General features: G+C 41.3%; 19 protein-coding genes. 13 read left to right on the forward strand and 6 right to left on the reverse strand.

Annotation, left to right across the window (positions count from 1 at the left end):
• The first annotated feature begins 292 nt into the window (after nucleotides 1-292).
• Both ACX1N5_RS01355 and ACX1N5_RS01360 read left to right on the forward strand, forming a co-directional pair.
• Entirely contained in the window at nucleotides 293-1,315 is a 1,023-nt protein-coding gene (locus ACX1N5_RS01355; RefSeq protein ID WP_458800184.1) for a type I glyceraldehyde-3-phosphate dehydrogenase, read from the forward strand.
• A 24-nt stretch (nucleotides 1,316-1,339) separates the two neighbouring features.
• Nucleotides 1,340-1,651 carry a hypothetical protein gene (locus ACX1N5_RS01360; RefSeq protein ID WP_458800186.1) on the forward strand — a complete coding sequence of 104 codons (312 nt, stop codon included), beginning with the start codon at nucleotides 1,340-1,342 and terminating at the stop codon, nucleotides 1,649-1,651.
• Between the two features lie 18 nt (nucleotides 1,652-1,669).
• Here ACX1N5_RS01360 and ACX1N5_RS01365 read toward each other — a convergent pair whose 3' ends face one another.
• Together ACX1N5_RS01365 and ACX1N5_RS01370 are read right to left on the reverse strand one after the other, a co-directional pair.
• Complete coding sequence (locus ACX1N5_RS01365) at nucleotides 1,670-1,972, reverse strand: AzlD family protein (protein WP_458800188.1); 303 nt, start codon at nucleotides 1,970-1,972, stop codon at nucleotides 1,670-1,672.
• Nucleotides 1,969-2,712: an AzlC family ABC transporter permease gene (locus ACX1N5_RS01370; RefSeq protein WP_458800190.1), complete on the reverse strand. Its 744-nt coding sequence runs from the start codon at nucleotides 2,710-2,712 to the stop codon at nucleotides 1,969-1,971. Before ACX1N5_RS01370 ends, ACX1N5_RS01365 begins: the two co-directional genes overlap by 4 nt.
• Nucleotides 2,713-2,867: 155 nt before the next feature.
• On the opposite strand from ACX1N5_RS01370, the gene ACX1N5_RS01375 reads away from it, so the two are divergent.
• From ACX1N5_RS01375 to ACX1N5_RS01395, 5 genes are all read left to right on the forward strand, one after another.
• Nucleotides 2,868-3,323 (forward strand): Lrp/AsnC family transcriptional regulator, encoded by a 456-nt coding sequence (locus ACX1N5_RS01375; protein ID WP_045793657.1) that lies wholly within the window; start codon nucleotides 2,868-2,870, stop codon nucleotides 3,321-3,323.
• A 438-nt stretch (nucleotides 3,324-3,761) separates the two neighbouring features.
• Nucleotides 3,762-4,928, forward strand: a complete 1,167-nt coding sequence (locus ACX1N5_RS01380; RefSeq protein WP_131380762.1) for an ATP phosphoribosyltransferase regulatory subunit — start codon at nucleotides 3,762-3,764, stop codon at nucleotides 4,926-4,928.
• A gap of 70 nt (nucleotides 4,929-4,998) precedes the next feature.
• Nucleotides 4,999-6,318 (forward strand): adenylosuccinate synthase, encoded by a 1,320-nt coding sequence (locus ACX1N5_RS01385; RefSeq protein WP_131380761.1) that lies wholly within the window; start codon nucleotides 4,999-5,001, stop codon nucleotides 6,316-6,318.
• 146 nt (nucleotides 6,319-6,464) lie between these two features.
• Entirely contained in the window at nucleotides 6,465-6,776 is a 312-nt protein-coding gene (locus tag ACX1N5_RS01390) for a hypothetical protein (protein WP_131380759.1), read from the forward strand.
• A gap of 125 nt (nucleotides 6,777-6,901) precedes the next feature.
• The gene (locus ACX1N5_RS01395; protein WP_116726304.1) at nucleotides 6,902-7,681 is read left to right on the forward strand and encodes a M48 family metallopeptidase; all 780 of its coding nucleotides are present in this window, start codon (nucleotides 6,902-6,904) and stop codon (nucleotides 7,679-7,681) included.
• 47 nt (nucleotides 7,682-7,728) lie between these two features.
• Here ACX1N5_RS01395 and ACX1N5_RS01400 read toward each other — a convergent pair whose 3' ends face one another.
• Nucleotides 7,729-8,781 carry an NADP(H)-dependent aldo-keto reductase gene (locus ACX1N5_RS01400; protein ID WP_458800193.1) on the reverse strand — a complete coding sequence of 351 codons (1,053 nt, stop codon included), beginning with the start codon at nucleotides 8,779-8,781 and terminating at the stop codon, nucleotides 7,729-7,731.
• 75 nt (nucleotides 8,782-8,856) lie between these two features.
• A complete protein-coding gene (gene crp, locus ACX1N5_RS01405) occupies nucleotides 8,857-9,552 on the reverse strand; it encodes a cAMP-activated global transcriptional regulator CRP (protein WP_458800195.1) in 696 nt (231 codons plus the stop codon).
• A 138-nt stretch (nucleotides 9,553-9,690) separates the two neighbouring features.
• Here crp and ACX1N5_RS01410 point away from each other — a divergent pair, with 138 nt between their 5' ends.
• From ACX1N5_RS01410 to ACX1N5_RS01420, 3 genes are all read left to right on the forward strand, one after another.
• Complete coding sequence (locus ACX1N5_RS01410) at nucleotides 9,691-10,113, forward strand: OsmC family protein (RefSeq protein ID WP_004752992.1); 423 nt, start codon at nucleotides 9,691-9,693, stop codon at nucleotides 10,111-10,113.
• 229 nt (nucleotides 10,114-10,342) lie between these two features.
• On the forward strand, nucleotides 10,343-12,922 hold the full coding sequence (clpB, locus tag ACX1N5_RS01415; protein WP_458800197.1) for an ATP-dependent chaperone ClpB: 2,580 nt from the start codon (nucleotides 10,343-10,345) through the stop codon (nucleotides 12,920-12,922).
• 195 nt (nucleotides 12,923-13,117) lie between these two features.
• Nucleotides 13,118-14,416, forward strand: coding sequence for a DUF945 family protein (locus ACX1N5_RS01420; protein WP_458800199.1), 1,299 nt, complete (start codon nucleotides 13,118-13,120; stop codon nucleotides 14,414-14,416).
• Between the two features lie 76 nt (nucleotides 14,417-14,492).
• On the opposite strand, the gene rlmKL is transcribed toward ACX1N5_RS01420, so the two are convergent.
• On the reverse strand, nucleotides 14,493-16,694 hold the full coding sequence (rlmKL, locus tag ACX1N5_RS01425; RefSeq protein ID WP_213073275.1) for a bifunctional 23S rRNA (guanine(2069)-N(7))-methyltransferase RlmK/23S rRNA (guanine(2445)-N(2))-methyltransferase RlmL: 2,202 nt from the start codon (nucleotides 16,692-16,694) through the stop codon (nucleotides 14,493-14,495).
• A 243-nt stretch (nucleotides 16,695-16,937) separates the two neighbouring features.
• Between rlmKL and ACX1N5_RS01430 the strand changes: the two genes are divergently transcribed.
• Together ACX1N5_RS01430 and ACX1N5_RS01435 are read left to right on the forward strand one after the other, a co-directional pair.
• Nucleotides 16,938-17,954: an aspartate carbamoyltransferase catalytic subunit gene (locus tag ACX1N5_RS01430; RefSeq protein WP_004752983.1), complete on the forward strand. Its 1,017-nt coding sequence runs from the start codon at nucleotides 16,938-16,940 to the stop codon at nucleotides 17,952-17,954.
• An 11-nt stretch (nucleotides 17,955-17,965) separates the two neighbouring features.
• Entirely contained in the window at nucleotides 17,966-19,204 is a 1,239-nt protein-coding gene (locus tag ACX1N5_RS01435; RefSeq protein ID WP_458800202.1) for a dihydroorotase, read from the forward strand.
• A gap of 65 nt (nucleotides 19,205-19,269) precedes the next feature.
• Here the strand turns inward: ACX1N5_RS01435 and ACX1N5_RS01440 are convergent, their stop codons facing one another.
• Entirely contained in the window at nucleotides 19,270-21,900 is a 2,631-nt protein-coding gene (locus ACX1N5_RS01440) for a Lon protease family protein (protein WP_458800204.1), read from the reverse strand.
• Nucleotides 21,901-22,081: 181 nt separating this feature from the next.
• Here ACX1N5_RS01440 and ACX1N5_RS01445 point away from each other — a divergent pair, with 181 nt between their 5' ends.
• Nucleotides 22,082-24,244 carry an AmpG family muropeptide MFS transporter gene (locus tag ACX1N5_RS01445; protein WP_458800273.1) on the forward strand — a complete coding sequence of 721 codons (2,163 nt, stop codon included), beginning with the start codon at nucleotides 22,082-22,084 and terminating at the stop codon, nucleotides 24,242-24,244.

Raw genomic sequence — 24,244 nt, forward strand, 5'->3', positions numbered from 1 at the left:
GATTTCTTTCCTCAAAATATTGTTTAAAATTTAGCATTTTTGGTTTAAAAATATATTGTAGTCATGATGATGACATTGAAATAATGCATCAATTGAGAATAGCTTGATTAGCGATCATTTAAGTTGAGTATATTCTTTATCAAACACAAAAAATATTCTTGATTATATTTTAATGAACATGCAGATAATTGTTTTTAAATTATATTTGAAATATGAGCAATTGAACTATCATCACTATCTTGAATGTTTTAAGATAACTCACTCAATTTTTCGTTATTAGGAAATGATGATCATGCAGCGAATCGCAATTAATGGGTTTGGGCGGATTGGACGCAATGTAATTCGTGCATGGTTTGAGAATCCAAAACAGTTTCACTTCGATATTGTGGCTATTAATGATATTGCTGATGTTGAAACTTTGTTACACCTATTTAAGTATGATTCTACGCACGGTCGTTTTAAAGGTCAGGCACAGATTGTCACTGAGCAGGGCGATACATTTTTGTCGGTACAAAGCGCAGGACAATCCCTTAAAATTCAGGTATTCCGTGGTTCACAGCCAGAACAGTTACCGTGGGATCAACTCAATATTGATGTTGTACTCGAATGTACAGGGTTGTTTCGTTCGCGTGAGGCGGCAACACGTCATTTAACTGCAGGCGCAAAGCGTGTGATTATTGGCGCTGCGCCGTTTGACAGTGTCGATATTGCGGTGGTGTATGGGGTTAACCATTTAGAGGTTAAAGCCAGTGATCAAATTATTTCCAGTGTGTCGTGTACTACACAAGCTTTAGTGCCATTGGTAAAAATTCTGGATGACAATTTTGGTATTGAAACTGCGTTAATGACAGAAATTCATGCAGTGACTGCTGATCAGTCAGTGCTTGATCATGCACATCGTGACTTACGCCGTGCACGTGCAGCAGGGCACAATATTATTCCAACGACATCGAGCGCCTTAGGAGCATTAAAACGAGTCATGCCAAAAATGGCAGATCGGATTGATGGGTATTCGATTCGTGTGCCAACCATTAATGTTGCTGCGATTGATTTAAGTTTTGTTGCACAAAAGGCACTGAGTATAGAGACATTACATACAGTCTTAAAACAAGCTGCAGATACTTATTATGCCGAAATTATGTCGGTAACGGATGAGGTGTTGGTGTCAAGTGATTTTAACCATTCACCTGAGTCTTTAATTGTTGATTTTACTCAAACTATGTTGGTGGGACGTCAGGCAAAAGTATTTGCATGGTATGATAACGAATGGGGTTATGCAAATCGCTTGCTGGATTTGTGCGAATCTTTTACTTAAAAATGAATAAAATAGGGTAACTAAATGATGCTGATTTGGCTTTGGGGATTAACCAGTCTACTCATTGTAGTCGTTATGGTTGTGGTATGGATGCAGGTTAAAAATCAGCGTCAAGATTTAAGTGATCTGTCTGAAAATCATCAACTGAAACAACAAGTAACACATTTGGAAGATCATCTTAAAAAGACTTTAGAAATTATGCAGGATCTTGTCAAGAAAATGCACACACAACAAGAAGTATTGGACAGGACATCGGGTAAATTACAACAGCTTGAAAAACAACAGGTTGAAATACTGCATGTGCTAGCGCAACTAGTACAGTCCAAAGACAAATAATATTGTCTTTGGCTGCAGTTAATGTAGCCAGATTAAGCGTAAGGCAGCGGCAGAAAGCATACTCAGCATAACCGTTGGCAATAAAGAAAAACGCGATGCTGCCAGTAAAGTGATTGCCATCGCAATAAAGTCTGCTGGATTGTCCCGTACAAAATACGGGGCGATGACAGAGATCAGCACACAACCTGGCACAACTTCAAGAATACGTTTTTGTCGTACAGACAAGGTTCTATTTTTGAGTAAAAGATAGCCTAATACCCGCGTAGCATAGGTCGTCAGTGCAACACAAATAATGGCAAGCAAAGTCATTGAATGAATCATGCTTCATCTCCAGTTAAAAAGAATGCTGAAGCAATCCCACAAATTGCCCCTACAGGTACATACCAGCCCTGAGGCAAATACAGGTATGCCAATACCGCAGCAACTAAACTGACGAACCAAGGGCGTGCTGCGTAAAAACCTTGCCACATGCCACATAATAACACTAGAAACACCGCGGGAAATGCCATATCAAAGCCCCAGCGAGTCACATCACCTAGCACAGGACCAATTGCACCACCGAGCGCGGTAAATACGACCCACATGCTGTATAAGGCAAAACAGACACCTGAATAAAAAGCCATGTTGAACTGCTGGCTCAATTTGTAATGTGAGTTTTGCTGCGCGTTGGCAAGCCCCATTGCCCAGCTTTCGTCACACATAAAGAATAGTGCGGGTAAGACTTTTTTATTGGGTAAGTGCTTTAGGTAGGGAACAAGGCTAGCACCCATGAGCAAATGCCGACTGTTGACTAAAAAAGTAATAAACATCAAGACAAAAATGTGTGGCGGATTGGTCCAGACTTCTAAAATGGCAAATTCTGAACCACCTGCAAAATTTAAACCTGTCAATAATGGAATTTCGAGCAGGCTAAAGCCTTTTTGAGTGGCTTGGGTACCTAAAACCAGCGCAAAAGGAATAATCCCGAGTAGCATAGGTATAGACATTTTTAATCCACGTTTGAACTCAACAAAATCACTTGAATCATTCAGGCTTTGCGCCGTATTTTTAAGCGTCAACATGTCTATAAACCTAACTGGAGTATTACAAAAACAGAAAAATAGTTTATGGCAATTGTTAAAGTATTTGTCGCTAAAATTAGCTTTGAATTTTATTATTTTGATATATTATATTAATGAATTAATAAAAATTAGCATTTAAATGCTTGGTGTGAATTATGGATCAGATCGACAGACGTATTTTGCAAGCGTTACAGCATGATGGGAAATTGCAAAACAATGAGTTGGCACAACGGGTTGGCTTATCTGCGTCTCCGTGCTTGCGTCGAGTTAAACAGCTTGAAGATGAAGGTGTAATTGAAAGGTATGTTGCACTGGTTGATCCCGCCAAAGTCAATCTGGGGCTGACTGTTTTTGCTCGTATCTGGCTGAAAGAGCAAGATGCCAAAACGGTAAATCAGTTTGTTGAGGCGATTACTGATTTACCAGAAGTAGTCGAATGTCAACTCATGGCAGGAGATTGTGATTTTTTCTTAAGAATTGTGGTATCTGATCTGGAAGCTTACCGACAATTTCAAATTCAGCGGCTGAATAAAATTTCAGGGATTCAAAATGTCAAAACTGAGATTCCACTGCAAAAAATCAAACAGACTACAGAATTGCCACTGTATTAGCTTATTCTCGCATGAGGCGAACCATACTGTTGAGTGAATATTGCTATTAACCTAAAAGCTGTTCAATAAAGCTGTTTTTAAACTGTCAGTTTGCAGTTTGGGCATGATGTTGCGATTCAGGATGCACAAACGACATAATTTGCATGCTTTAAATTTTGCAAAAATTGAAAGCGCAGAAAACTATCTGAATGATGCAATATGATGAATAGATTTCTCTAATTATCCCATTTTATTTTTCTTGTGCTTCATTGAAATAGATTTCAATTTTACTCAGGAAAAACAATGAGGAGGGTATAAATTCTCATGAAAGAGGTCTAATAAAATATAAAAATCTCAGTGCATGTCCTAATCTTACGTGCTAGACTATGAGAAATCGGGTGTGTTCCCGATTTTTTTATGCGGATTACTTCCGCGCAGGCAAAAATTTAGGTTTACAACATGCCCATTTCAGAGACATGGTTATTACCTGATGGTGTAGCTGATGTATTACCGGAACAAGCGCAAGTCGTAGAAGCATTGCGTCGTAAAGCATTAGATTTCCTCGCATCGCGTGGTTATCAGTTGGTGTACACGCCATTTATCGAATACATCGAATCTTTATCTTCTCTTTCCGAATCGAATCAAGATTTAGACCTAGCCACGTTTAAAGTGATTGACCAGCTTTCAGGTCGATTACTCGGTGTTCGTGCCGATATGACACCGCAAGTGGCACGTATCGATGCGCATGTACGTCCTGTTCAAGGCATAGCACGTTATTGTTATGCGGGCACGGTATTACATACGAAACCACAAGGGTTTAATACCTCGCGTGCACCATTACAGATTGGTGCGGAATTATTTGGACATGACAGTATCGATGCTGATGTAGAAATGGTCGATGTCATGTTGAATCTATTGGCAACAGCAGATCTGATTGACGGTGTCCATCTAGATTTAGGGCATGTCGGATTATTCCGTAGTTTAGTCAAGTTAGCCGGTTTGAATAAAGAAACAGAACACCAGCTTTCTGATCTTTATCAGCGTAAAGCCTTGCCTGAACTGGCCGAGTTTACCCAGTCAATTAACTTCGGTTCAGATTTTTATGCACTTGGACGTTATTCAAGTGATTTAGATGCTCTGCAAGCCAATCTAAGCCCCGCAGTTTTGACGGATGCTGCATTTAGACAAGCTTTAGAAGCGGTCATTACCACGCATGCACAAATTCGTGCACGTTGGGAAAACCTGGATATTGGTATAGATGTCGTTGAGTTACGTTCTTATCATTATCATACGGGTTTGATGTACGCAGTTTATGCGCCAAATCGTGCAGCACCACTGGCACAAGGTGGTCGTTATGATGGTATTGGCGAACATTTTGGACGCTCCCGTCCTGCAACAGGCTTTAGCTGTGACTTATATGCACTATGTGCGGGTCAGTTCAAACAAGTCAGCACTGTGGTTGCACCCAAAGGGATTGATGCAGATCTGATGAAAGCAATTGAACAGGCTCGAGCGCAAGGCTTAAGTGTAATTCAATTGTTGGGTAATGATGATTTAAACTCTGTGCCATACGCAACGCATCAATTGGTGCAAGTTGCAGGCGAGTGGACAATCGAGAAAATTTAAGCGCTGAATCAGGTGTTCATGTCACTTGATTAAGTTTTCAATTTTAACAGCATGATGTAATGAGGCTATTATGGGCAAGAATGTTGTGGTACTCGGTACCCAATGGGGCGACGAAGGTAAAGGTAAAATCGTTGACCTGCTCACAGATCAAGCGGCTGCGGTCGTTCGTTATCAAGGCGGACACAATGCAGGGCATACACTTGTCGTTGGTGGTAAAAAAACAGTATTGCACCTCATTCCATCTGGTATTTTACGTGACAACGTACTGTGCTTAATTGGCAATGGTGTTGTACTTTCTCCTGCTGCGCTAATTGAAGAAATGAGCATTTTGGAAAAAGAAGGCGTGCCTGTAAAAGAGCGTCTACGTATTTCTCCAAACTGTCCGCTTATTCTTCCAAACCATATTGCATTAGACCAAGCACGTGAGAAAAAACGTGGTAATGCGAAAATCGGTACAACAGGTCGTGGTATTGGTCCAGCATACGAAGATAAAGTTGCTCGTCGTGCTGTACGTGTTGCTGACTTGGTTCGCGGTGGTGAACATCTTACTGCGCAATTAACTGAGTTACTTGAATACCATAACTTCCAGTTAACTCAATTCTACGGTGTAGAAGCAGTGAAGTTGGAAGATGTACTTGCGCTTTGTGATCAATGGCGTGAAGTGGTTGCTCCATTGGTGATAGATGTAACAACTGAGTTGCATAACTATCGTAAAAATGGTCAAAACATCATGTTTGAAGGTGCGCAAGGTTCTCTTCTTGATGTCGACCACGGTACATATCCGTATGTAACGTCTTCAAACACCACTGCTGGTGGCGTAAGCTCTGGTTCAGGTCTTGGTCCATTACACCTTGACTATGTGCTAGGTATTACTAAAGCGTATACAACACGTGTAGGTGCAGGTCCATTCCCAACAGAACTTGTTTATGATGCAGCGGCTGATCAGGGCGATGCAATTGGTAAACACTTGGGTACTGTAGGACATGAGTTTGGTGCTTCAACTGGTCGTCAACGCCGTTGTGGTTGGTTCGATGCAGAAATTCTGCGCCGTTCAGTCGATGTCAACTCACTTTCTGGTATTTGCTTAACGAAGCTTGATGTTCTAGATGGCTTGGAAGAAGTGAAAATCTGTGTGGGCTATGAAGCAGCAGATTCTGGTTGTGTTGGTTCTTCTGATGCACTTGCATATGAAGCCTTAAAACCAATTTATGAAACACTGCCAGGTTGGTCTGAGTCAACTGTTGGTGCAACCAGCATGGAACAACTTCCTGACAATGCGATTGCTTATATCAAACGTATTGAGCAGTTGATTGAATGTCCAATTGACATCATTTCTACTGGTCCAGACCGTGCAGAAACTATCGTATTACGTCATCCATTTTCTGCGTAATAAGATCAGATAAGTTAAAAAACCGCGATCTTTGTGTCGCGGTTTTTTTATGCAGTGAAACTTTGACCCGACCAAAGTTCACTTTATTTTTTGAGCCTTTATGATTAAAACTCCAATAAAATGCTATCAATTGGATAGGGGTGCCAATGCAGTTACAACCTAATATTTCAAAAACAATTTTTTATTCTTTTCTCTTTGCTTTAGGTGGTGCGCCAACGCTTGCCATGCTGATCGCATCTCAACAAACCCGAGATCCACATATATTGATGTCTGCTTTTGTGGGGTTGAGTGTTGTGCTGGTCTGCATTTTTGTTCCTATTGTACTGATTCAAAATACATTTTTGTTGGTTAGGCGGGATAGTTTACAGCTTGAAGAGAAAATTAAATCTGTATCAAATGTTTACTTTGCTTTAAATGTGGGGTGTTTGATTTTTTGGTTATTGTTTATGTTTAAATAACGCCAGTATTACATAAATATAATATTTTAACCTTTAGGTCAGGAGTTCTGTTCTAATTTTATATTTTATAATACAAAAATATTCAATAATTTGAATGTGAATTTAAATTTGGAGTTTCTGAAATAATGAACAATAAACTCATTTTGAGCTTAGGATTGGCTACTGTTGTTAGTATGACTGGATGTACAACAATTGCAGATATGGCTGGTGCTGACTCTGCAACTTTAAATGCCAGCGCAGCAAGCAGCTTTGCAAAGATGAAGCAAGATGCGCAGCAAAAAGGACAGCTTGATACATCATCGAGTACCTATAGACGTATTAATGCCGTACTATCACGGATGCAGCCTTATGCGGATCAGGCAAACCAGACTGGGCAAGCATTCCAATGGCAACTTGCAGTTTTAAAGTCAGATGAAGTCAATGCTTATGTTGCTCCAGGTGGCAAAGTGGTATTTTATACAGGCATTGTCAACAAGCTGAATTTAACTGATGCTGAAATCGCTGCGGTGATGGGGCATGAAATGACGCATGCCTTGGAAGAACATTCAAAAAACAAATTAGGCGCACAAGCCTTGACCAATTTGGCAGTTAATGTAGGCAAGTCTTATGTTGGTGATGCAGCAGGTGGCTTGGGCTCAGCAGCTTTAGACTTGGGTAGTCAGGTTGGTGTAGGATTGCCATACTCCCGTAGTCTGGAAAGCCGTGCTGACTATGGTGGTTTAATGCTCATGGCAAAAGCGGGCTATAACCCGCAAGCAGCACTTAGCCTGTGGGAAAAAATGAATAAACTTGAAGGGGCAGGTGGTCCAGCATTTTTGTCAACGCACCCTTCAAATTCACAGCGTATTGATGCAATGCGCAGGAACTTACCAGCAGCAATGGCAATATATAATAGCCGTAGATAAACCTCAGTCATGACATTAAAAAAGGATGCTGTTGCATCCTTTTTTGTCTATGGAGCTGGGTTGGGTTGCTGTTTATGTATGGCTTCAATTTCTTGTAAGATTTCTTCATTCAATTCAATATCAAAGGCAGTAATATCTTCTTTGAGCTGTGCCATTGAAGTTGCGCCAATAATGGTGCTGGTGACAAAAAACTGCTGTTTAATAAATGCAAGCGCAAGTTGAGTTAGTGTTAAACCATGTTTTTCAGCAAGTTGTGCGTACTGTTCAGTTGCCCATTCACATTCAGGGTTGGTGTAACGACTAAACCGTGAAAATAAGCTAATTCGCCCGTTGGCAGGTTTTGCGCCATTACGGTATTTACCTGTCAACATGCCAAATGCGAGAGGGGAATACGCCAGTAAACCAACACCTTCATATTTGGCAATTTCAGACATACCGACTTCATAACTACGGTTCAACAAGTTATATGGGTTTTGCACCGTTACAAATTTGCTCAGGTTCATTTTTTCAGCCAGATGCAGAAATTTCATGGTTCCCCAAGGTGTTTCATTGGATAGGCCAATAAAACGAATTCGACCTTTTTGAATTTCCTGATGCAATGCATCTAGAGTTTCTTCCAAGGCAGTGAGATCGTGTTCATGTTTGGCTGCAAGCTGATTGCCAAAGCCTAAGTGCCCAAAGAAATTGGTATGACGTTCTGGCCAGTGGAGTTGATATAAATCAATATAATCGGTTTGTAGTCGTTGCAGAGAACCATCTAGTGCTTGTTGAATATGTTGACGATTAAAGCGAGTTAGGCCTTGGCGAATAGCACTACCTCCAAAACTAGGCCCAGCAATTTTGGATGCAAGAAATAACCGATCACGCTGCCCATGTTGTTGAATCCAGTTGCCAATAATTCGCTCAGTTGCACCTTGTGTTTCTGCTTTGGGCGGTACTGGGTACATTTCTGCGGTGTCCCAAAAATACAAACCCTGATCCAGTGCATAGTTAAGCTGGTCAAAAGCTTCTGCTTGTGTATTTTGTTCACCAAAGGTCATTGTACCTAAACAAATTTCAGGCAGTTGAATACCTGTATGTGCAAGCGGATTGAATTTCATGAAAGCACCTCTAGTTGTGATTATTTGGCTCAATAAAAAAGCAAATCCGAAGATTTGCTTTGACCGATCAATTCTTTATACAGAATGGTTGGAATCTTCAGAGTTTTCTAGTGCACTATCGTAAATGAGGATCGCCTTGCCTTCTGTTTCAATCATCCCTTGATCTTCAAGCGATTTAAGGACGCGTCCAACCATTTCACGTGAGCAACCTACAATACGCCCGATTTCCTGACGGGTAATGCGAATCTGGCGACCATTGGGTAATAGCATCGCTTCTGGCTGATGGGCCAGTTCGATTAAACAGCGTGCAATACGCCCTGTCACATCAATAAATGCGAGGTCGGTCATTTTGCGGGTGGTATTTTTGAGGCGGCGTGCCAACTGAGCAAAAATGGTGTAGTTTAAGTCAGGATATTGCTTGCTCAGCTCAATGAAGTTCTCATAAGAGATTTCTGCAATTTCACAGACTTCGCGAGTACGGACTTCAGCTGTGCGTAGCGGTTCAGTTTCAAATAGCCCCATCTCGCCAAAAAAATCACCTGCGTTTAAATAAGCTACAACAATTTCGCGGTCATCATCTTCTTTGAGTAAAATAGAAACAGAACCTTTTAGTATTAAATATAGAGATTTTGATTCGCTACCCACTTCGATGATGCTCGTGCGCTTAGGATACCGATTAATATAGGCGCGTTTTAATAAAGCCTTGACCGATTCTGGTAAATGGTTAGGAGATAATGCATCGTTCGCGAATGGAAAGAGATTAGCCGACATGTTTTCTTGTTCCACAAAATAAGAAGTAAAAAGATAGCTTTTGGTTTCTGTTAATATCTACGGTTAAATTCCTTCTCTAAATAAATTGTGTTAGTGTATTAGCACACAGTAATCTATATTTTTTTTTAGGTAGTTGCAATGCGATCAACGGTTCAATGGCTCGAGAATGTTGCATTTGAAGCAAAGTCTGAGAGTGGTCATAGTGTGGTAATGGATGGATCACCTGCATATGGCGGTGAAAACCGTGGTCCACGTCCTATGGAATTGATTCTGATGGGACTCGGTGGCTGCGCATCGTTTGATATTGTAACCATTTTAAAAAAAGCTCGTCAGGAAATTAGTAACGTTGAATGTCAGTTACAGGCAGAGCGCGCTGACGAAGTTCCTGCAGTCTTTACCAAAATTCATTTACATTTTATCGTCTCAGGTAAGGCGTTGAAAGAAAAGCAGGTTGCAAAAGCGGTTGAATTGTCAGCAGAAAAATACTGTTCTGCAAGTAAGATGCTTTCAAGTGGTGGTGTAGAAATTACCCATGACTTTGAAATTGTCGAAGTAGTATAAAATATGCCGTGTAAAGAAAAGCCAGTTTATATGAACTGGCTTTTTTGTTTTTGTGCAGAAATTTTAATTTTTTGACTTGAAAAAAATTAAAATGAGCCACATATTATTACTGAATAATATATAATGATTTTTTATAAATATTTGAAAAATCATAGAAAAAAATTTGAAATTTGAATAAGTGTTCCCATGTATTAGTTAAGTAGCAAATTGATGATGAGGTATAACAATAATGCAATTTGAAAAATTCACCAATCGATTGCAACAGACTTTATCCGATGCACAGTCTTTAGCAATGGGAAAAGATCACACTGCAATCGATAACATTCATATTCTGGCGGCACTCTTAAAAGAAGCTTCAAATCTTAGCTTGTTGCAACAGGCAGGAGCACGAATACCAGAATTAAAACAAAAGCTGGATCAAGCGTTAAATGATGCGGCGACTTTAGCCAACCCAACAGGAGAGATTAATCTGAATCCCGATGCGGTCAAAATGCTGAACTTGGCAGATCGCTATGCACAAAAAGCAGGGGATGAGTTTTTATCAACAGATTGGGTGTTGTTGGCGTTAGCAGAAGTTGGCGCAACAAAAAACATACTAAATAATACGGGCGTAACCGTTGAAGGCTTGCGCAAAGTAATCGAATCAATTCGAGGCAACGAAAAAGTCATGAGCAATACTCACGAAGATCAGCGTGACTCTTTAAATAAATATACCATTGACCTGACAGAGCGTGCTGCATCAGGCAAGCTAGATCCTGTCATTGGGCGTGATGATGAAATCCGTCGTACTATTCAGGTTTTGTCACGCCGTACTAAAAATAACCCAGTGCTGATTGGTGAACCAGGTGTAGGTAAAACCGCGATTGTTGAAGGTTTGGCACAGCGAATTATTAATGGTGAAGTTCCTGAAAGCCTTAAAGATAAAAGAGTTTTATCTCTAGATTTAGGTTCATTACTTGCAGGCGCCAAATATCGTGGCGAATTTGAGGAGCGCCTCAAAGCTGTTCTGAATGATTTGGCAAAACAAGAAGGTCGGGTCATCTTATTTATTGATGAATTACATACCTTGGTCGGTGCAGGTAAAACTGATGGTGCGATGGATGCAGGTAACATGCTTAAACCTGCATTGGCCCGTGGTGAGCTACGCTGTGTCGGTGCAACCACCCTTGATGAATACCGCCAATATATTGAAAAAGATGCTGCTTTAGAGCGTCGCTTCCAAAAAGTTTTGGTCGATGAGCCAAGTGTGGAAGATACAATCGCTATTTTACGTGGTTTGAAAGAGCGTTATGAAGTGCATCATGGTGTGAAAATTCTCGATTCAGCCATTATTGCGGCAGCGAAAATGTCACATCGTTATATTACAGATCGCATGTTGCCAGATAAAGCGATTGATTTGATTGATGAAGCGGCATCTCGCATAAAAATGGAGCTTGATTCGAAGCCTGAAGCATTAGATAAACTGGAACGTCGCCTGATTCAGTTGAAAATGCAGCTTGAAGCCGTGAAAAAAGATCAAGATGTGGGCAGTAAAGCCGAAGTTGCGCATTTAGAGAAACAGATTATTGAAGTTCAGCAAGAATACAATGATCTGGAAGAAGTCTGGAAAGCTGAAAAAACTTTGGCAGAGGGCGATAAAAAAGCACAGGTTGAGTTAGATAAAGCTCGTGTTGCTTTGGAAAAAGCCATTCGTGATGGTGATCTAGCTGAAGCTAGTCGCTTGCAATATGGTGTGATTCCAGAGTTGCAAAAACAACTGGCACAGGATGAAGTAGTTGAGGAATCTGAAGAACCAAAACTATTGCGTAACAAAGTCACTGACAATGAAATTGCAGAAGTTGTGAGCGCTGCAACAGGGATTCCTGTTTCTAAAATGCTGCAAGGGGAACGTGAAAAATTGCTTCATATGGAAGAGTTTTTACATAACCGTGTAGTTGGTCAAGATGAAGCCGTTGTTGCTGTCTCTAATGCCGTACGTCGTTCTCGTGCTGGCTTGTCTGACCCAAATCGCCCAAGTGGTTCGTTCTTGTTTTTGGGGCCAACAGGTGTGGGTAAAACCGAGTTGACCAAAGCCTTAGCGAATTTCCTGTTTGACAGTGATGACGCCATGATTCGAATTGATATGAGTGAATTCATGGAGAAACATTCGGTGAGCCGTTTGGTTGGTGCACCTCCAGGTTATGTTGGCTATGAAGAAGGCGGTGTGTTAACCGAAGCAGTTCGCCGCAAACCTTATAGTGTGGTTCTGTTTGATGAAGTTGAGAAAGCCCATCCTGATGTCTTTAACATTCTGTTGCAGGTCTTGGATGACGGGCGTTTAACTGATTCACAAGGTCGAGTGGTTGATTTTAAAAACACCGTAATTGTCATGACGTCTAACTTGGGTTCACAAGATGTCCGTGAACTTGGTGAGCATGCTCAAGATGATGAAATTCGCACTGTGGTGATGAATGCAGTAAGTCAGCACTTCCGCCCAGAGTTTATCAACCGTATTGATGAACTGGTGATTTTCCATTCACTCAAAAAAGTGCAAATCCGTGGTATTGCCGATATTCAGTTAAGCCGTTTGCGTAGCCGCTTGACAGAGAAAGACATGAGTTTGACTATTGAAGACAGTGCTTTTGATTCATTGATTGATGCTGGTTTTGACCCAATTTATGGTGCTCGTCCTTTGAAACGTGCAATCCAACAACAGGTTGAAAATAGTCTGGCACAAAAAATTCTATCTGGAGAATTTGTGCCAGGCGATAACATTGTGATTAGTGCTGAAAATGGGCAATTACAGTTTAGTAAAATGAAACTCAGTTAAGACTTACATCTATTGATCTGATATAAAATCGCCTCATACTCAAAACTTGGGTATGAGGTTTTTTATGGCTCTTTAATAAAACATGAATGAAATAAGTATTTTAATGATAAAAATTGTATTTTTTTAAAAATATCGTATGCTGTGCAAACAAACATAATCAAATAAAACTTAAACTCATTTTAGAGAAATTATTTTATGCAAAAGAAAATTATTGCTGTCGCTATCGGCGGCATTTTTGCGAGTAGTGTTGTCGGTGCGAATTTTTATGCGGATCATCGTTTAAATGACTACTATAACCAGAAACAGGCTGTAGAGCATCCGCTCATTCAAAAGCAGGATTCCCAAGTAAAAATGGGTTTATGGTCAGGTGATGCGAACTGGTCTTATAAAATTGTTCCAGACCCATGTAAGCCTCAAGACTTTGTCGTGATTAAAGGCGTGGATCATATTAAGCGTTCTTGGAATGGTTACCATATTCAGTCGGATGTCAACTTTGACTTAAAAGGAGAAGATGCTGAGGCATATCAGTGGTTACTTAAAAATCAATCTTTTATGAAGTTAGATTCTCAACTGAATTGGTTTGGTACAGTCAATGTGAAAGTGACGAGTCCATCAGTTGATCAGCAAAAAGATGATTTCCAGATTGTTTGGAATGGTATCAATGGAACATTGAAGCTCAAAAAAGAAGATGGAAAATATCGTGTAACGCAAGCTGATTTAAAAATGCCTGGCTTTACTCTGCGAAATGGCAATAATTATATGAGTTTGCAAAGTATGCAATTCAAGGCAGATCAAGGTTTTCTGGGGCAGAAATTGGATTCTGGAAAAACTGAATTTTCCATCCAGAAAATGATTTTATTGGATCAGACTTCTCGACTTAAAAAGAATGTTGAATTAGACAAATTGCAATTGACCACAGAGGCAGATGTTCAAGAAAAAGAAACCTCAGTTAAAGCGAATTGGTCAATTGATCAGATGCAAATAGATGATAAAAAACTGAAGAATATCAAACTGAATTTTAACCTAATAGGGCTTGATACGCAGGCATTACAGGAATTTATTCAGTTAGCCAACAGCAACAATAAAGTTTGTAGTTTTGAAGCACGCCAAGCTCAACGACAACAGTTAAATCAGCAGATGCTCAAAATTGCTGCACATGGTTTTAGTTATGAGTCTAAAGGTAACCAAATTGAGCTGGGTCAGTCAAAACTCACGGCAGATTTACAAGGTAAACTGACAGCCAACCAGTATGCAGATATGCAAGAGTTTCGTACCAAAACACCTCTGTCTACACAATTCCAAGCCAATGCCAGTATGGATAAACAGTTCTTACGGAATATGATGAACTTGTCAGGGAAAATGCCTTCAGGAGTGTCAGATCAAGATTATGATCGCGCTTTACCGCAAATTGTACAAATGGGGCATGGCAAGATGAATGGCGACAAAATTGATTTTGCTGTGAAATATGAAAATGGCCAGTTCAGTTACCCTTAACTGAAACGCATCTAAATATAAATAAAAATGCCAAGCGATTGCTTGGCATTTTTATTTTTGATGCAGTCACATTCAATTAGGTTGGAATATGCTGAATTTTCCAAGCACGGTGAATTTTCTGATTGCGCTTAAAGTCAGGCCCAATAGTTTCCTGCGTAATTTCTTCTACTACAAACATGGCTTCGATTTCTTCATCAAATTCAAAACCACGATAGTTGTTCGAGAAATACAAAGTTCCATCTGTACTTAAGCGGTTCATGGCGCGTTTGATTAAAGACACATGGTCACGTTGTACATCAAATGTGCCATAAAACTTTTTCGAGTTGGAGAAGGTTGGCGGGTCAATGAAAATCAGGTCATATTGCTCATGACCTTCTTTGAGCCACTCGAAACAGTCACTGGTGTAGAACATATGTTGTTCATCTGCATGATCAACAGTTAAACCATTGAGCACAAAGTTTTCTTTTGACCAGTTAATGTACGTATTGGACAAATCGACACTGGTAGTGCTGGCTGCACCGCCAAGTGCTGCATGTAAGCTGGCTGTTGATGTATAACTGTACAGATTCAAGAAGTGTTTGCCTTTGGCTTCTCGGGCAATACGTAAACGCATTTGACGGTGGTCAAGGAACAAGCCTGTATCCAGATAATCAGTCAGGTTGACCAAAATTTTGGCTTTGCCTTCTTGTACGATAAAGCGTTTCGAAGCTGTACTTTGCTTGGTGTACTGGTTTTTACCTTCCTGACGCGCGCGAGTTTTAATGAAAATCGCGTCACGACCTAGACCTGTGACTGCACGAATTGCAGCAAGGGCAAGGTTAAAGCGTTTTTTGGCTTTTTCAGGATCAATTTTTTTCGGTGGAGCATATTCCTGAACATGCAAGCGATCACCGTAAACATCAATCGCCACGTTAAAATCAGGCAAGTCTGCATCGTAAAGACGTAAGCAATAGATATTTTCGCTGGTTGCCCATTTTTTCAATGCTTGCATATTTTTTTGCAAACGATTGGCAAAGTCTTGAGCACCTTCAATTTCTTCAAACTGCTGCGGTTGCCATGTTGCAAGGAAGGGTTGAGTCTGTACTTGCGGCTTAATTTGTCCCAAACGAATGTAAATTGGTAATTTACCATTCATTAAACGTAACGTTTCAGGTTCATTTAGTGCCAATACATCGGCTTGTTCGATCTGAGAAGCAATAATGGCAGCGAATTGATTCGGGAAATTTTCCTGTAATTTCGCAGATAAACCAAGATATAAAGCACGGTTAGAGGCTTTTTCACCCAAACGCTCACCGTATGGAGGGTTTGTGACAATCATGGCTGATTTACTGTGGTCAAACTCTGGCCAGTCTGCAAGCGTACGTTCTTCAATTTGAATCGCATCGAGTAGCTTTTCAAAACCTGCCGCCATAATGTTTTGACGGGTGGCTTTTACCGCTTCCCAGTCGGCATCATAGGCATAGAACTGTGGTAAAGGTTGCTCCAGTGCAGTTTCATGGCGTTGAGCTGCTTCTGCTTTAATGTCCATCCATAATTCATTATCGTGTCCATGCCAGCCGTTGAAGCCAAAACGGCGAACTAAACCAGGGGCACGGTCAGTCAAAATCATCAGTGCTTCAATAATAAACGTACCTGAACCACACATTGGGTCAAGGAAAATTTCAGGTCGACGCTGTGCTAATTTTGCTTTATTTAAAATTGCTGCTGCCAAGTTTTCTTTAATTGGCGCGTCAGTCATATAGCGACGGTAGCCACGTTTGTGCAGTGAGTCGCCCGATAAATCAAGGCAGTAAGTATGCTCAGTTTTACCCGCCAAAATATAAAGAGTAATTTCAGGTTGTTTAGTATCAATACTTGGGCGGCGACCAACAGCTTCCATAAAGCTGTCGACAACGCCATCTTTAGCGCGCAACGTGGCAAACTGAGTATTGACCTTAATTTCACGTTCAGCATGCAAACGAATGGCAAAGGTACTTTGTGGTGCAAAAATAAGTGACCAGTCAAAACTGATGGCACCTTCATAGAGTTCTTCGGCAACATCACGCGCATCGTGACTGTGTTCAAGTTCATAAGTATGAATCGGCATGAGTACACGTGAAGCCAAGCGTGACCACATGCAAATACGATAGGCGTGTTCCAATGTGCCTTTGAAAATCAAGCGCCCAGCCAGACGCTCAATGTGCTGAACCCCTAACTCTTGTAATTCTTCTTGGAGTAAGGTTTCAAGTCCATCTGCACAGGTAACCCAATATGTAGAAAGACGAGGTGTCGAAGTCATGTAAATTTCCAAAAGCAGCAAAGCAAACGGCTATTTTAGCGTATTTTTTACAGGAAAACTTGTGGATTAAAATGCAAGCTCAGATTTTTTAAAATGCGCTGCTTAAATGGGCTATATGACGTGATTTATTTATTCCAGACGCATTTTTTCTGGTAGATAAAATCCCAATTGTTGAAAACTTCAACTGCGAGATTAATAAAATTATCTGTATAATGCGTTAACTTAATGTACAAGGAATCTCTCATGCATTTGGCTGCATTGCATACTCCGAGTCAGATTCAACTCAATGAACATGGCAATCTTAAGCATTTCTTGACCATCGAAGGTCTTTCCAAACAGACCCTCACCAAAATTCTTGATACAGCTCAGACCTTTATCAATGAAAATAATCAACTAATTACCTCGCCACTGCTTGAAGGGCGCACGGTAATGAATCTTTTCTTCGAGAACTCGACCCGTACTCGTACCACTTTTGAAGCGGCGGCAAAACGCCTTTCTGCCAACGTGCTCAATATTGATATTGCACGTTCAAGTACTTCAAAAGGTGAGACCCTGCGGGATACGCTGTGGAACCTTGAAGCAATGGCTGCCGATATTTTTGTGGTGCGTCATTCTTCTTCAGGTGCGGCGCATTTTATCGCCAAAGATGTTTGTCCAAATGTAGCAATTATTAATGCAGGCGATGGTCGTCATGCGCATCCAACCCAAGCGATGCTGGATATGTTGACCATCCGCCGCGAAACCAAAAAGCCGTTTGAAGCATTAAGCGTCGCGATTATTGGTGACATTAAACATTCACGTGTAGCGCGTTCCGATGTTGCAGCTTTACAGACATTGGGTTGTAAAGATATTCGTGTGATTGGGCCAAACACGTTATTACCAATTGGTTTTGAAGAATACGGCAGTGAAGTTCGTTTGTTTAACAATATGGATGAAGGTGTCAAAGACTGTGATGTGATTATTACTTTGCGTATTCAGAATGAACGAATTGATTCGCCTGCATTGGCATCGCAATCTGAATTTCACAAAATGTACGGTCTGAATGAAACACGTCTGGCGTTAGCCAAACCTGATTGCATCGTGATGCATCCAGGGCCAATGAACCGTGGTGTTGAAATTGCATCAAGCATTGCTGATGGTTCACAGTCGGTGATTTTGCATCAGGTGACCAACGGGATTGCCGTACGTATGGCAGTGTTGGCGCTGGCAATGCAAGGTCAGTTGCAAGATAAAGGTTTAATTGAAGCAATTTCGGCATAAGGGCGAGACACATGAGTCGTGTAAAAATTGAAAATGTACGTGTGTTAGATCCAGTTCAACAAACAGACCACGTCGAAACCATTTATTTAGATCAGGGCAAACGCGTTGCAGAATTGACAGAAGTTGATCAAGTGATTAACGGTCAGGGCAAATGGCTCATGCCAAGTATGGTGGATTTGTGTGCGCGCGTCCGTGAACCAGGTCAGCAACAACATGGTACTCTGAAGTCAGAAGGTAAAGCAGCACGTGAAAATGGTATTCTGCATGTAATTACTCCACCAGATTCAAAGCCAATTGTGCAGGACAATGGCGCATTGATTCAGGGCTTGGTCGAAAAAGCTTGGCAAGATGGCAAAATCCATTTGCATATTATTGGTGCACAAACGCAAGGTTTAAATGGCAAACAACCTGCCAATATGGCTGGCTTGAAAAAGGGTGGTTGTAGTGCTGTCACCAATGCCAATGCTGCATTTCAAGATGATGATGTGGTCATTCGCACTTTAGAATACGCTGCAGGTTTGGGCTTAACTGTAGTGTTTTATCCAGAAGAGCATCAGTTAGCAAAAGATGGCTGTGTGCATGAAGGTTTCGTGGCATCGCGTCAAGGCTTGCCAATGATTCCAAGCATTGCGGAAACGGTTGCGATTGCTAAATATCTGTTAATGATTGAAGTGACAGGTGTTCGCGCTCACTTTAGTTTGCTTTCAAGCGGTGCCTCAGTTGAGTTGATCGCTGCGGCCAAAGCCAAAGGCTTACCCGTCACGGCTGACGTTGCGATGCACCAGCTTCATTTAACCGATGCGTTGATTGATGGCTTTAACTCGCTTGCCCATGTCCGTCCACCACTTCGTGCAGAACAAGACAAAGCACAGCTTCGCGAAGCGGTAAAATCTGGTGTGATTGATGCGATCTGTACACATCATGAACCTCTGAGCAGTTCGGCGAAAATGTTACCTTTTGCTGAAACTGAGCCAGGCATCAGTGCATTCGATACCTATGTGGCTTTGGGAACACAACTGGTTCGTGAAGGCTTGTTCACTCCGCTTGAATGGGTTGAAAAAGTGACGATTGCACCTGCTCGTGTCGCAAAAATACTTGAATGCTGGCAAGCAGAAGCGGGCTGGGTGTTGGTTGATCCTGAGCTAGAATGGCAAGTGTCTAAAGACAGTATTGTTTCTCAAGGTAAAAATACTCCGCTTATTGGGCAAACTTTACAAGGCAAAGTAATTGAAACTTTCTATGTGAAGTAATCCAGTCGGATCTTAAAAATATAAAGCCAGTCATTTGACTGGCTTTATTGTATGAGCCTTAAAGGCTATTTGTTTTTTAAAACCATTTCGACTTCCTGAGTTTCCTCAACAGTAGTTTCGACATCGTCCACTTTGACTTTTTTCTCTTCTTTCTTAGGTTTCTTTTTTTTCTTTTTCTTGGCTTTTTCTTCCTCTTCCTCAATCGTGCCATCTTCAATGGCTTGCCAGTACTCAAGCTGTTCCATTACTGCTGCATAAATCGAATGCTTGCTGTAATTACCTTTTTTATCCAATTTGCCAACTGGACGTGCCATGAGAATTTCTAAGGCTTGATCAATCGTATCAATCGCATGAATATGGAATTGACCTTCACTTACAGCATCAATCACATCTTGACGTAACATTAAATGCTGCATGTTTTGACGTGGAATAATCACGCCTTGTTTGCCTGTCAAACCTTGCAATTTACAGGCATCATAGAAGCCTTCAATTTTGGCATTTACACCGCCAATCGGTTGCACCTGACCCAATTGGTTCATGGAGCCCGTAATTGCCCACGACTGGTCAATCGGTAGCTGGCTAATTGCAGAGATGAGGGCAGATAATTCGGCAACAGTAGCGCTGTCACCATCAACCTGTCCATAACTTTGCTCAAAAGCTAAGGCTGCGGAGAAATGCAGAATTTGTTCACGACCAAAGTGGGCTTTTAAGAAACTTGACATCAACAGCACGCCTTTGGCATGCAAAGAACCGCCGAGTTCAACGCTACGTTCAATATCGAGAATGTCCCCGCCGCCTTGATACACTGAAGCAGTCAAGCGAGAGGGTAAACCAAATTCAACATCGGCATAATGAATCACGGAAAGCGCATTAATTTGCCCTAAGCGATAACTCTGGGTTTCAATCAGTTGTGTGCCACGAGAAAGATCTTGCCAATATAATTCTCTTAAATAGCCTAAGCGATACTGACGATGTTGTAAGGCTGTATTGATATGCTTATCTGTCACCATTTTATCACCCGCCTGGAAGGCATGATGATGAGATTCACGAATCAAATCTCCCAAAGTCGAAGCATGTAATGACAATGAGCTTTGATCTTCAGCTTGGCGGCTTGAATCAGTCAAAAGTGCTGCAAGCGCACTACGGTCAAATGGTAACAGTTTATCTGCCTGAACATAGTCTGCAATCAGGTGCATATAGGCTTGTTCATTACTTTCATTGCGCTGTAGTGTGTCGGTAAAGTCAGCACGAATCTTAAACACACTTCCAAGCTCTGGCTCAAGTTCTAAAATTTCATAATAAATTTCAGGTTCAGCCAGTAAGACGACTTTCAGCTGTAGCGGAATAGATGCAGGTTCAATCGAGATGCTGCCCGTTAAAGTCAGCATGTGCTCCAAAGACGACAGCTTAAGCTGCCCCGATTTCAGGGCGCGTTTCAGGCCTTGCCATGCATAGGGTTGCTCAAGCAGTTGCTCTGCTTCTAGCATTAAGAAGCCGCCATTGGCACGGTGCAAAGCACCTGCACGAATTAAAGTAAAATCGGTAGTGATCGTACCATTTTGGGTGAGCTGTTCTACATGACCCAACAGGTTGTAATGGGTTGGGAAATCTTCAAAAATGACTGGCGCACCACTGTTTGGTGTATTGCTGACAATTACATTTGCTTGGTAACGTGCAGGAATACGACTAAACAGGGCAGGAGAGAAGTCTTCTTCATCCTGATCCAGGATCATTTCAACATTATCAATAATATCGTTGGCGTATGATTTAAGGAATTGTTCCAAACCTTGAATATTTTGAAATTTATTTAGGATTAGATCAATGCGAGGTATGACCACCTGTTTGGCAATATCACGGTTTAAGTCAGATACTTGATCGCGCGCATCGTCTTCCAGATCGCCCAAGTGTAACCCTAAGCGTTCCAGTTTTTTGTTCATGTAGCGCATGTGGGTTGCAATTTCAGCGCGTTCTTTGCTACTTAATGCATCAAGATCATCTTGTGACATTTCTTGCAATACATCATCTTTGAGATAGACGGGAACAAAAGTGTGCTGTTCGTTGCGAGAAATCAGTTTCAGGTCGAAATCTTCAGCTTCTTTAGTTAATTCGACTAGCGCAAGTTGCTGTTCTTGTCCAGTTTCCTGACGAATCTGTTCAATACGGTTGTGGTAGGTTTCTGCACTAAAACGCCGTTCAAGTTGCTTTAAAATGGTTTGCCATGCCTGATGCAACGCATTTTGAAATTTGGTGCCTTGCCCAGCAGGGAAACATAAGGCTATCGGCTGACGTGGGGTTTGAAAATTATTGACATAGACCCAGTCATTTGGTGTTGGCATGGTTTTGGCGTGTTGCTTGAGCAAACGCTTGATCATGGTACGTTTACCTAAACCAGCTGTACCCACCGCAAAAATATTATAACCCGCGTAAGGTAAAGCAATTCCTGCTTCAACAGAAGCACGCGCACGGTCTTGCCCTAAAAAGTTATTTAGCGGTTTGATGCGTTTGGTCGATGCTGGAATTTTTTCCCAGTCGGGAATGTGGGTCAGTTGTTCTGGTTTTAACTCAGTTTGTTCTAGTGTTTGTTGTATTTCAGGTTGATCAAATGCAGAGATGGGAGAGTCCTTGTGGAGTTGTTTACTTCTATTAAGTTGATTTGCAGAAAGTACAGAATTCATTTGATCGAGTCTTTGGGTCACGGTTTTTAAATCCACAACAAATGTTGATTGGCAATTTAAAGGTATACAGGTTTGCCTATAAAGATCAAGCGGCATGAATAAATTAACATGAAAAAAGCAATATTCTGATGCTTTCAGGTTGCAACATTTGACCGAAAGGTTTCAAATAGCAGCTTTAAATCTTATGGAAAACCGCAGCGCAATGACCTCACAAAGCCAAGACTGGACACACGCCTTTCGTGCTTTTTTAGATCGCCGTGCCTTGATTATGCTGTTTCTGGGATTTTCTGCGGGGATTCCGATTTTACTGATTTTTTCTAGCTTATCTCTATGGTTGGGTGAGGCTGGCATTGATAAAAGTGCCGTGACATTTTTTAGCTGGGCAGCGTTAGGCTACTCCTTTAAATTTGTTTGGGCGCCGCTCATTGATGAGTTACCTGTGCCTGTATTAACCAAAGCCTTGGGGCATCGCCGAGGGTGGTTGTTTGTTGCTCAATGCCTCATTATCTGTGCGATTAGCATTATGGCATTTTCTGATCCATCATTGGGGCAAAGTTATTTAATTCAGATGGCCGTTGGAGCGGTTCTTCTCGGCTTTTCTGCTGCAACACAAGACATTGTCATAGATGCGTATCGAATTGAACTGGCTGACACAGAAATGCAAACCGTTTTGGCTGCAACTTACAATGCAGGTTATCGCATTGGAATGATTGTTGCGGGGGCTGGAGCGCTGTTTTTAGCCGCATCGTTAGGTACATCAAAAGGTAATTATATTTATGCGGCATGGAAATATACCTATTTGGCCATGGCAGCCGTCATGTTGGTCGGTATTATCACGACATTGATGATTCGTGAGCCAAAAGTAAACCGAGTCTCCAAAAATTATCAGCGTCAGGATTATTTTCGCCTAGTTTGCGTTTTCTTTGTGGCTGTGATCAGTTTTGTTGTGAGCTATGTTTTTTCAAATAATCTGATCGTGGCGCTTGAGAAAAGCTTGGAAATTCAGGACAGCTTTTTGCTATTTTGCTTTGAAGCAGTTCGCTTTTTAGGCTCGGCTGCTGTGGCTTTGTTGGTGGGTACGGTGCTTGTCAAAGCAGGGGTGGTCAACCGTCAGATGGCAATGGACACCTGGGTCAGCCCGATTCAGGATTTTTTCCAACGCTATGGGGTGAAATTAGCCTTATTTTTATTGCTGCTGATTGGTTTTTACCGTATTTCAGACATTATTGCTGGCGTAATTTCCAATGTGTTTTATCAAGACCTGAACTTTAGTAAGCAGCAAATTGCAGAAGCTGTGAAAGTTTATGGCGTCATTTTCTCTTTATTTGGCGGTTTCTGCGGTGGTTTGCTGGCACAGCGCATGAATATTATGAAACTCATGTTTGTGGGTGCTGTATTTGCAAGTACAACTAATCTTATTTTTATTGGCTTGGTCAAATCTGGACAGCCACTTGGGCAGGTTGAACTCACTGTAGGGCAGCAGCATTATCGTGTTCAGCCTGATGATGTCGGGTACTGGTCGGTTAAAGTGCCAAATCAGGTTCTTATGCAGGCCCAGCATATTCAGGTGCAAGCGCAATATGCCGATCAGGCAAATTCTAAAGCTGAATTTAGTTTGACTTATTTAAAAGCAAAGGCACAGCCACAAATCCAGTTTTTACCCGTGACCAGTGACAATCAAATTTCGACGCAAGAACAACAGCAAAGTATTGCAATCAAAGGGCAACTTGCTGGTGTGAAAAAAGATCAATTACAAACCGATGTTCCTGTCATGATTCAGCTTGATGGACAGAGCTATCCTGCAAAACTCGATGATGCGGGTATATTTAGTACAGCGATTGATGGTGCTGTTCTGGCAAAATCAACCTCTAAACAATTGACTGCCCAAGTGAATTTTATTCATGCTCCAGCACAAATCGTACAAGCACAGCAGCGCTACACACTGGGTGGTTCTATTGCACAACAGCTAGATGTTGACTTGCAACCGTTGAATGCGGTGCAGCAAGATCAAACAGTGACAGAAATTAAAGGTAAGGTTATTAAACCTTATAGTAAATTATGGTTATATTTCGCGATTGTGGTAGATAACTTGGCTTCAGGTTTAGCTGGAGCTGCGTTTATTGCATTTTTATCGAGCCTGACCAGTGTATCTTTTACTGCTGTACAATATGCGATTTTCAGTTCACTCATGACCTTAACACCTAAAATTATGGGTGGATATTCGGGTACTATTGTGACTCATATTGGTTATCCGAAATTTTTCCTCATGACCACCTTAATAGGTATTCCAATTTTATTCTTGGTGGTTTGGGTCGCAAAATTATTAAAAGATCATCAATCCGTAAAAACTTCACAAGAGGACTAA

Source organism: Acinetobacter sp. ANC 4636, from assembly GCF_054454555.1.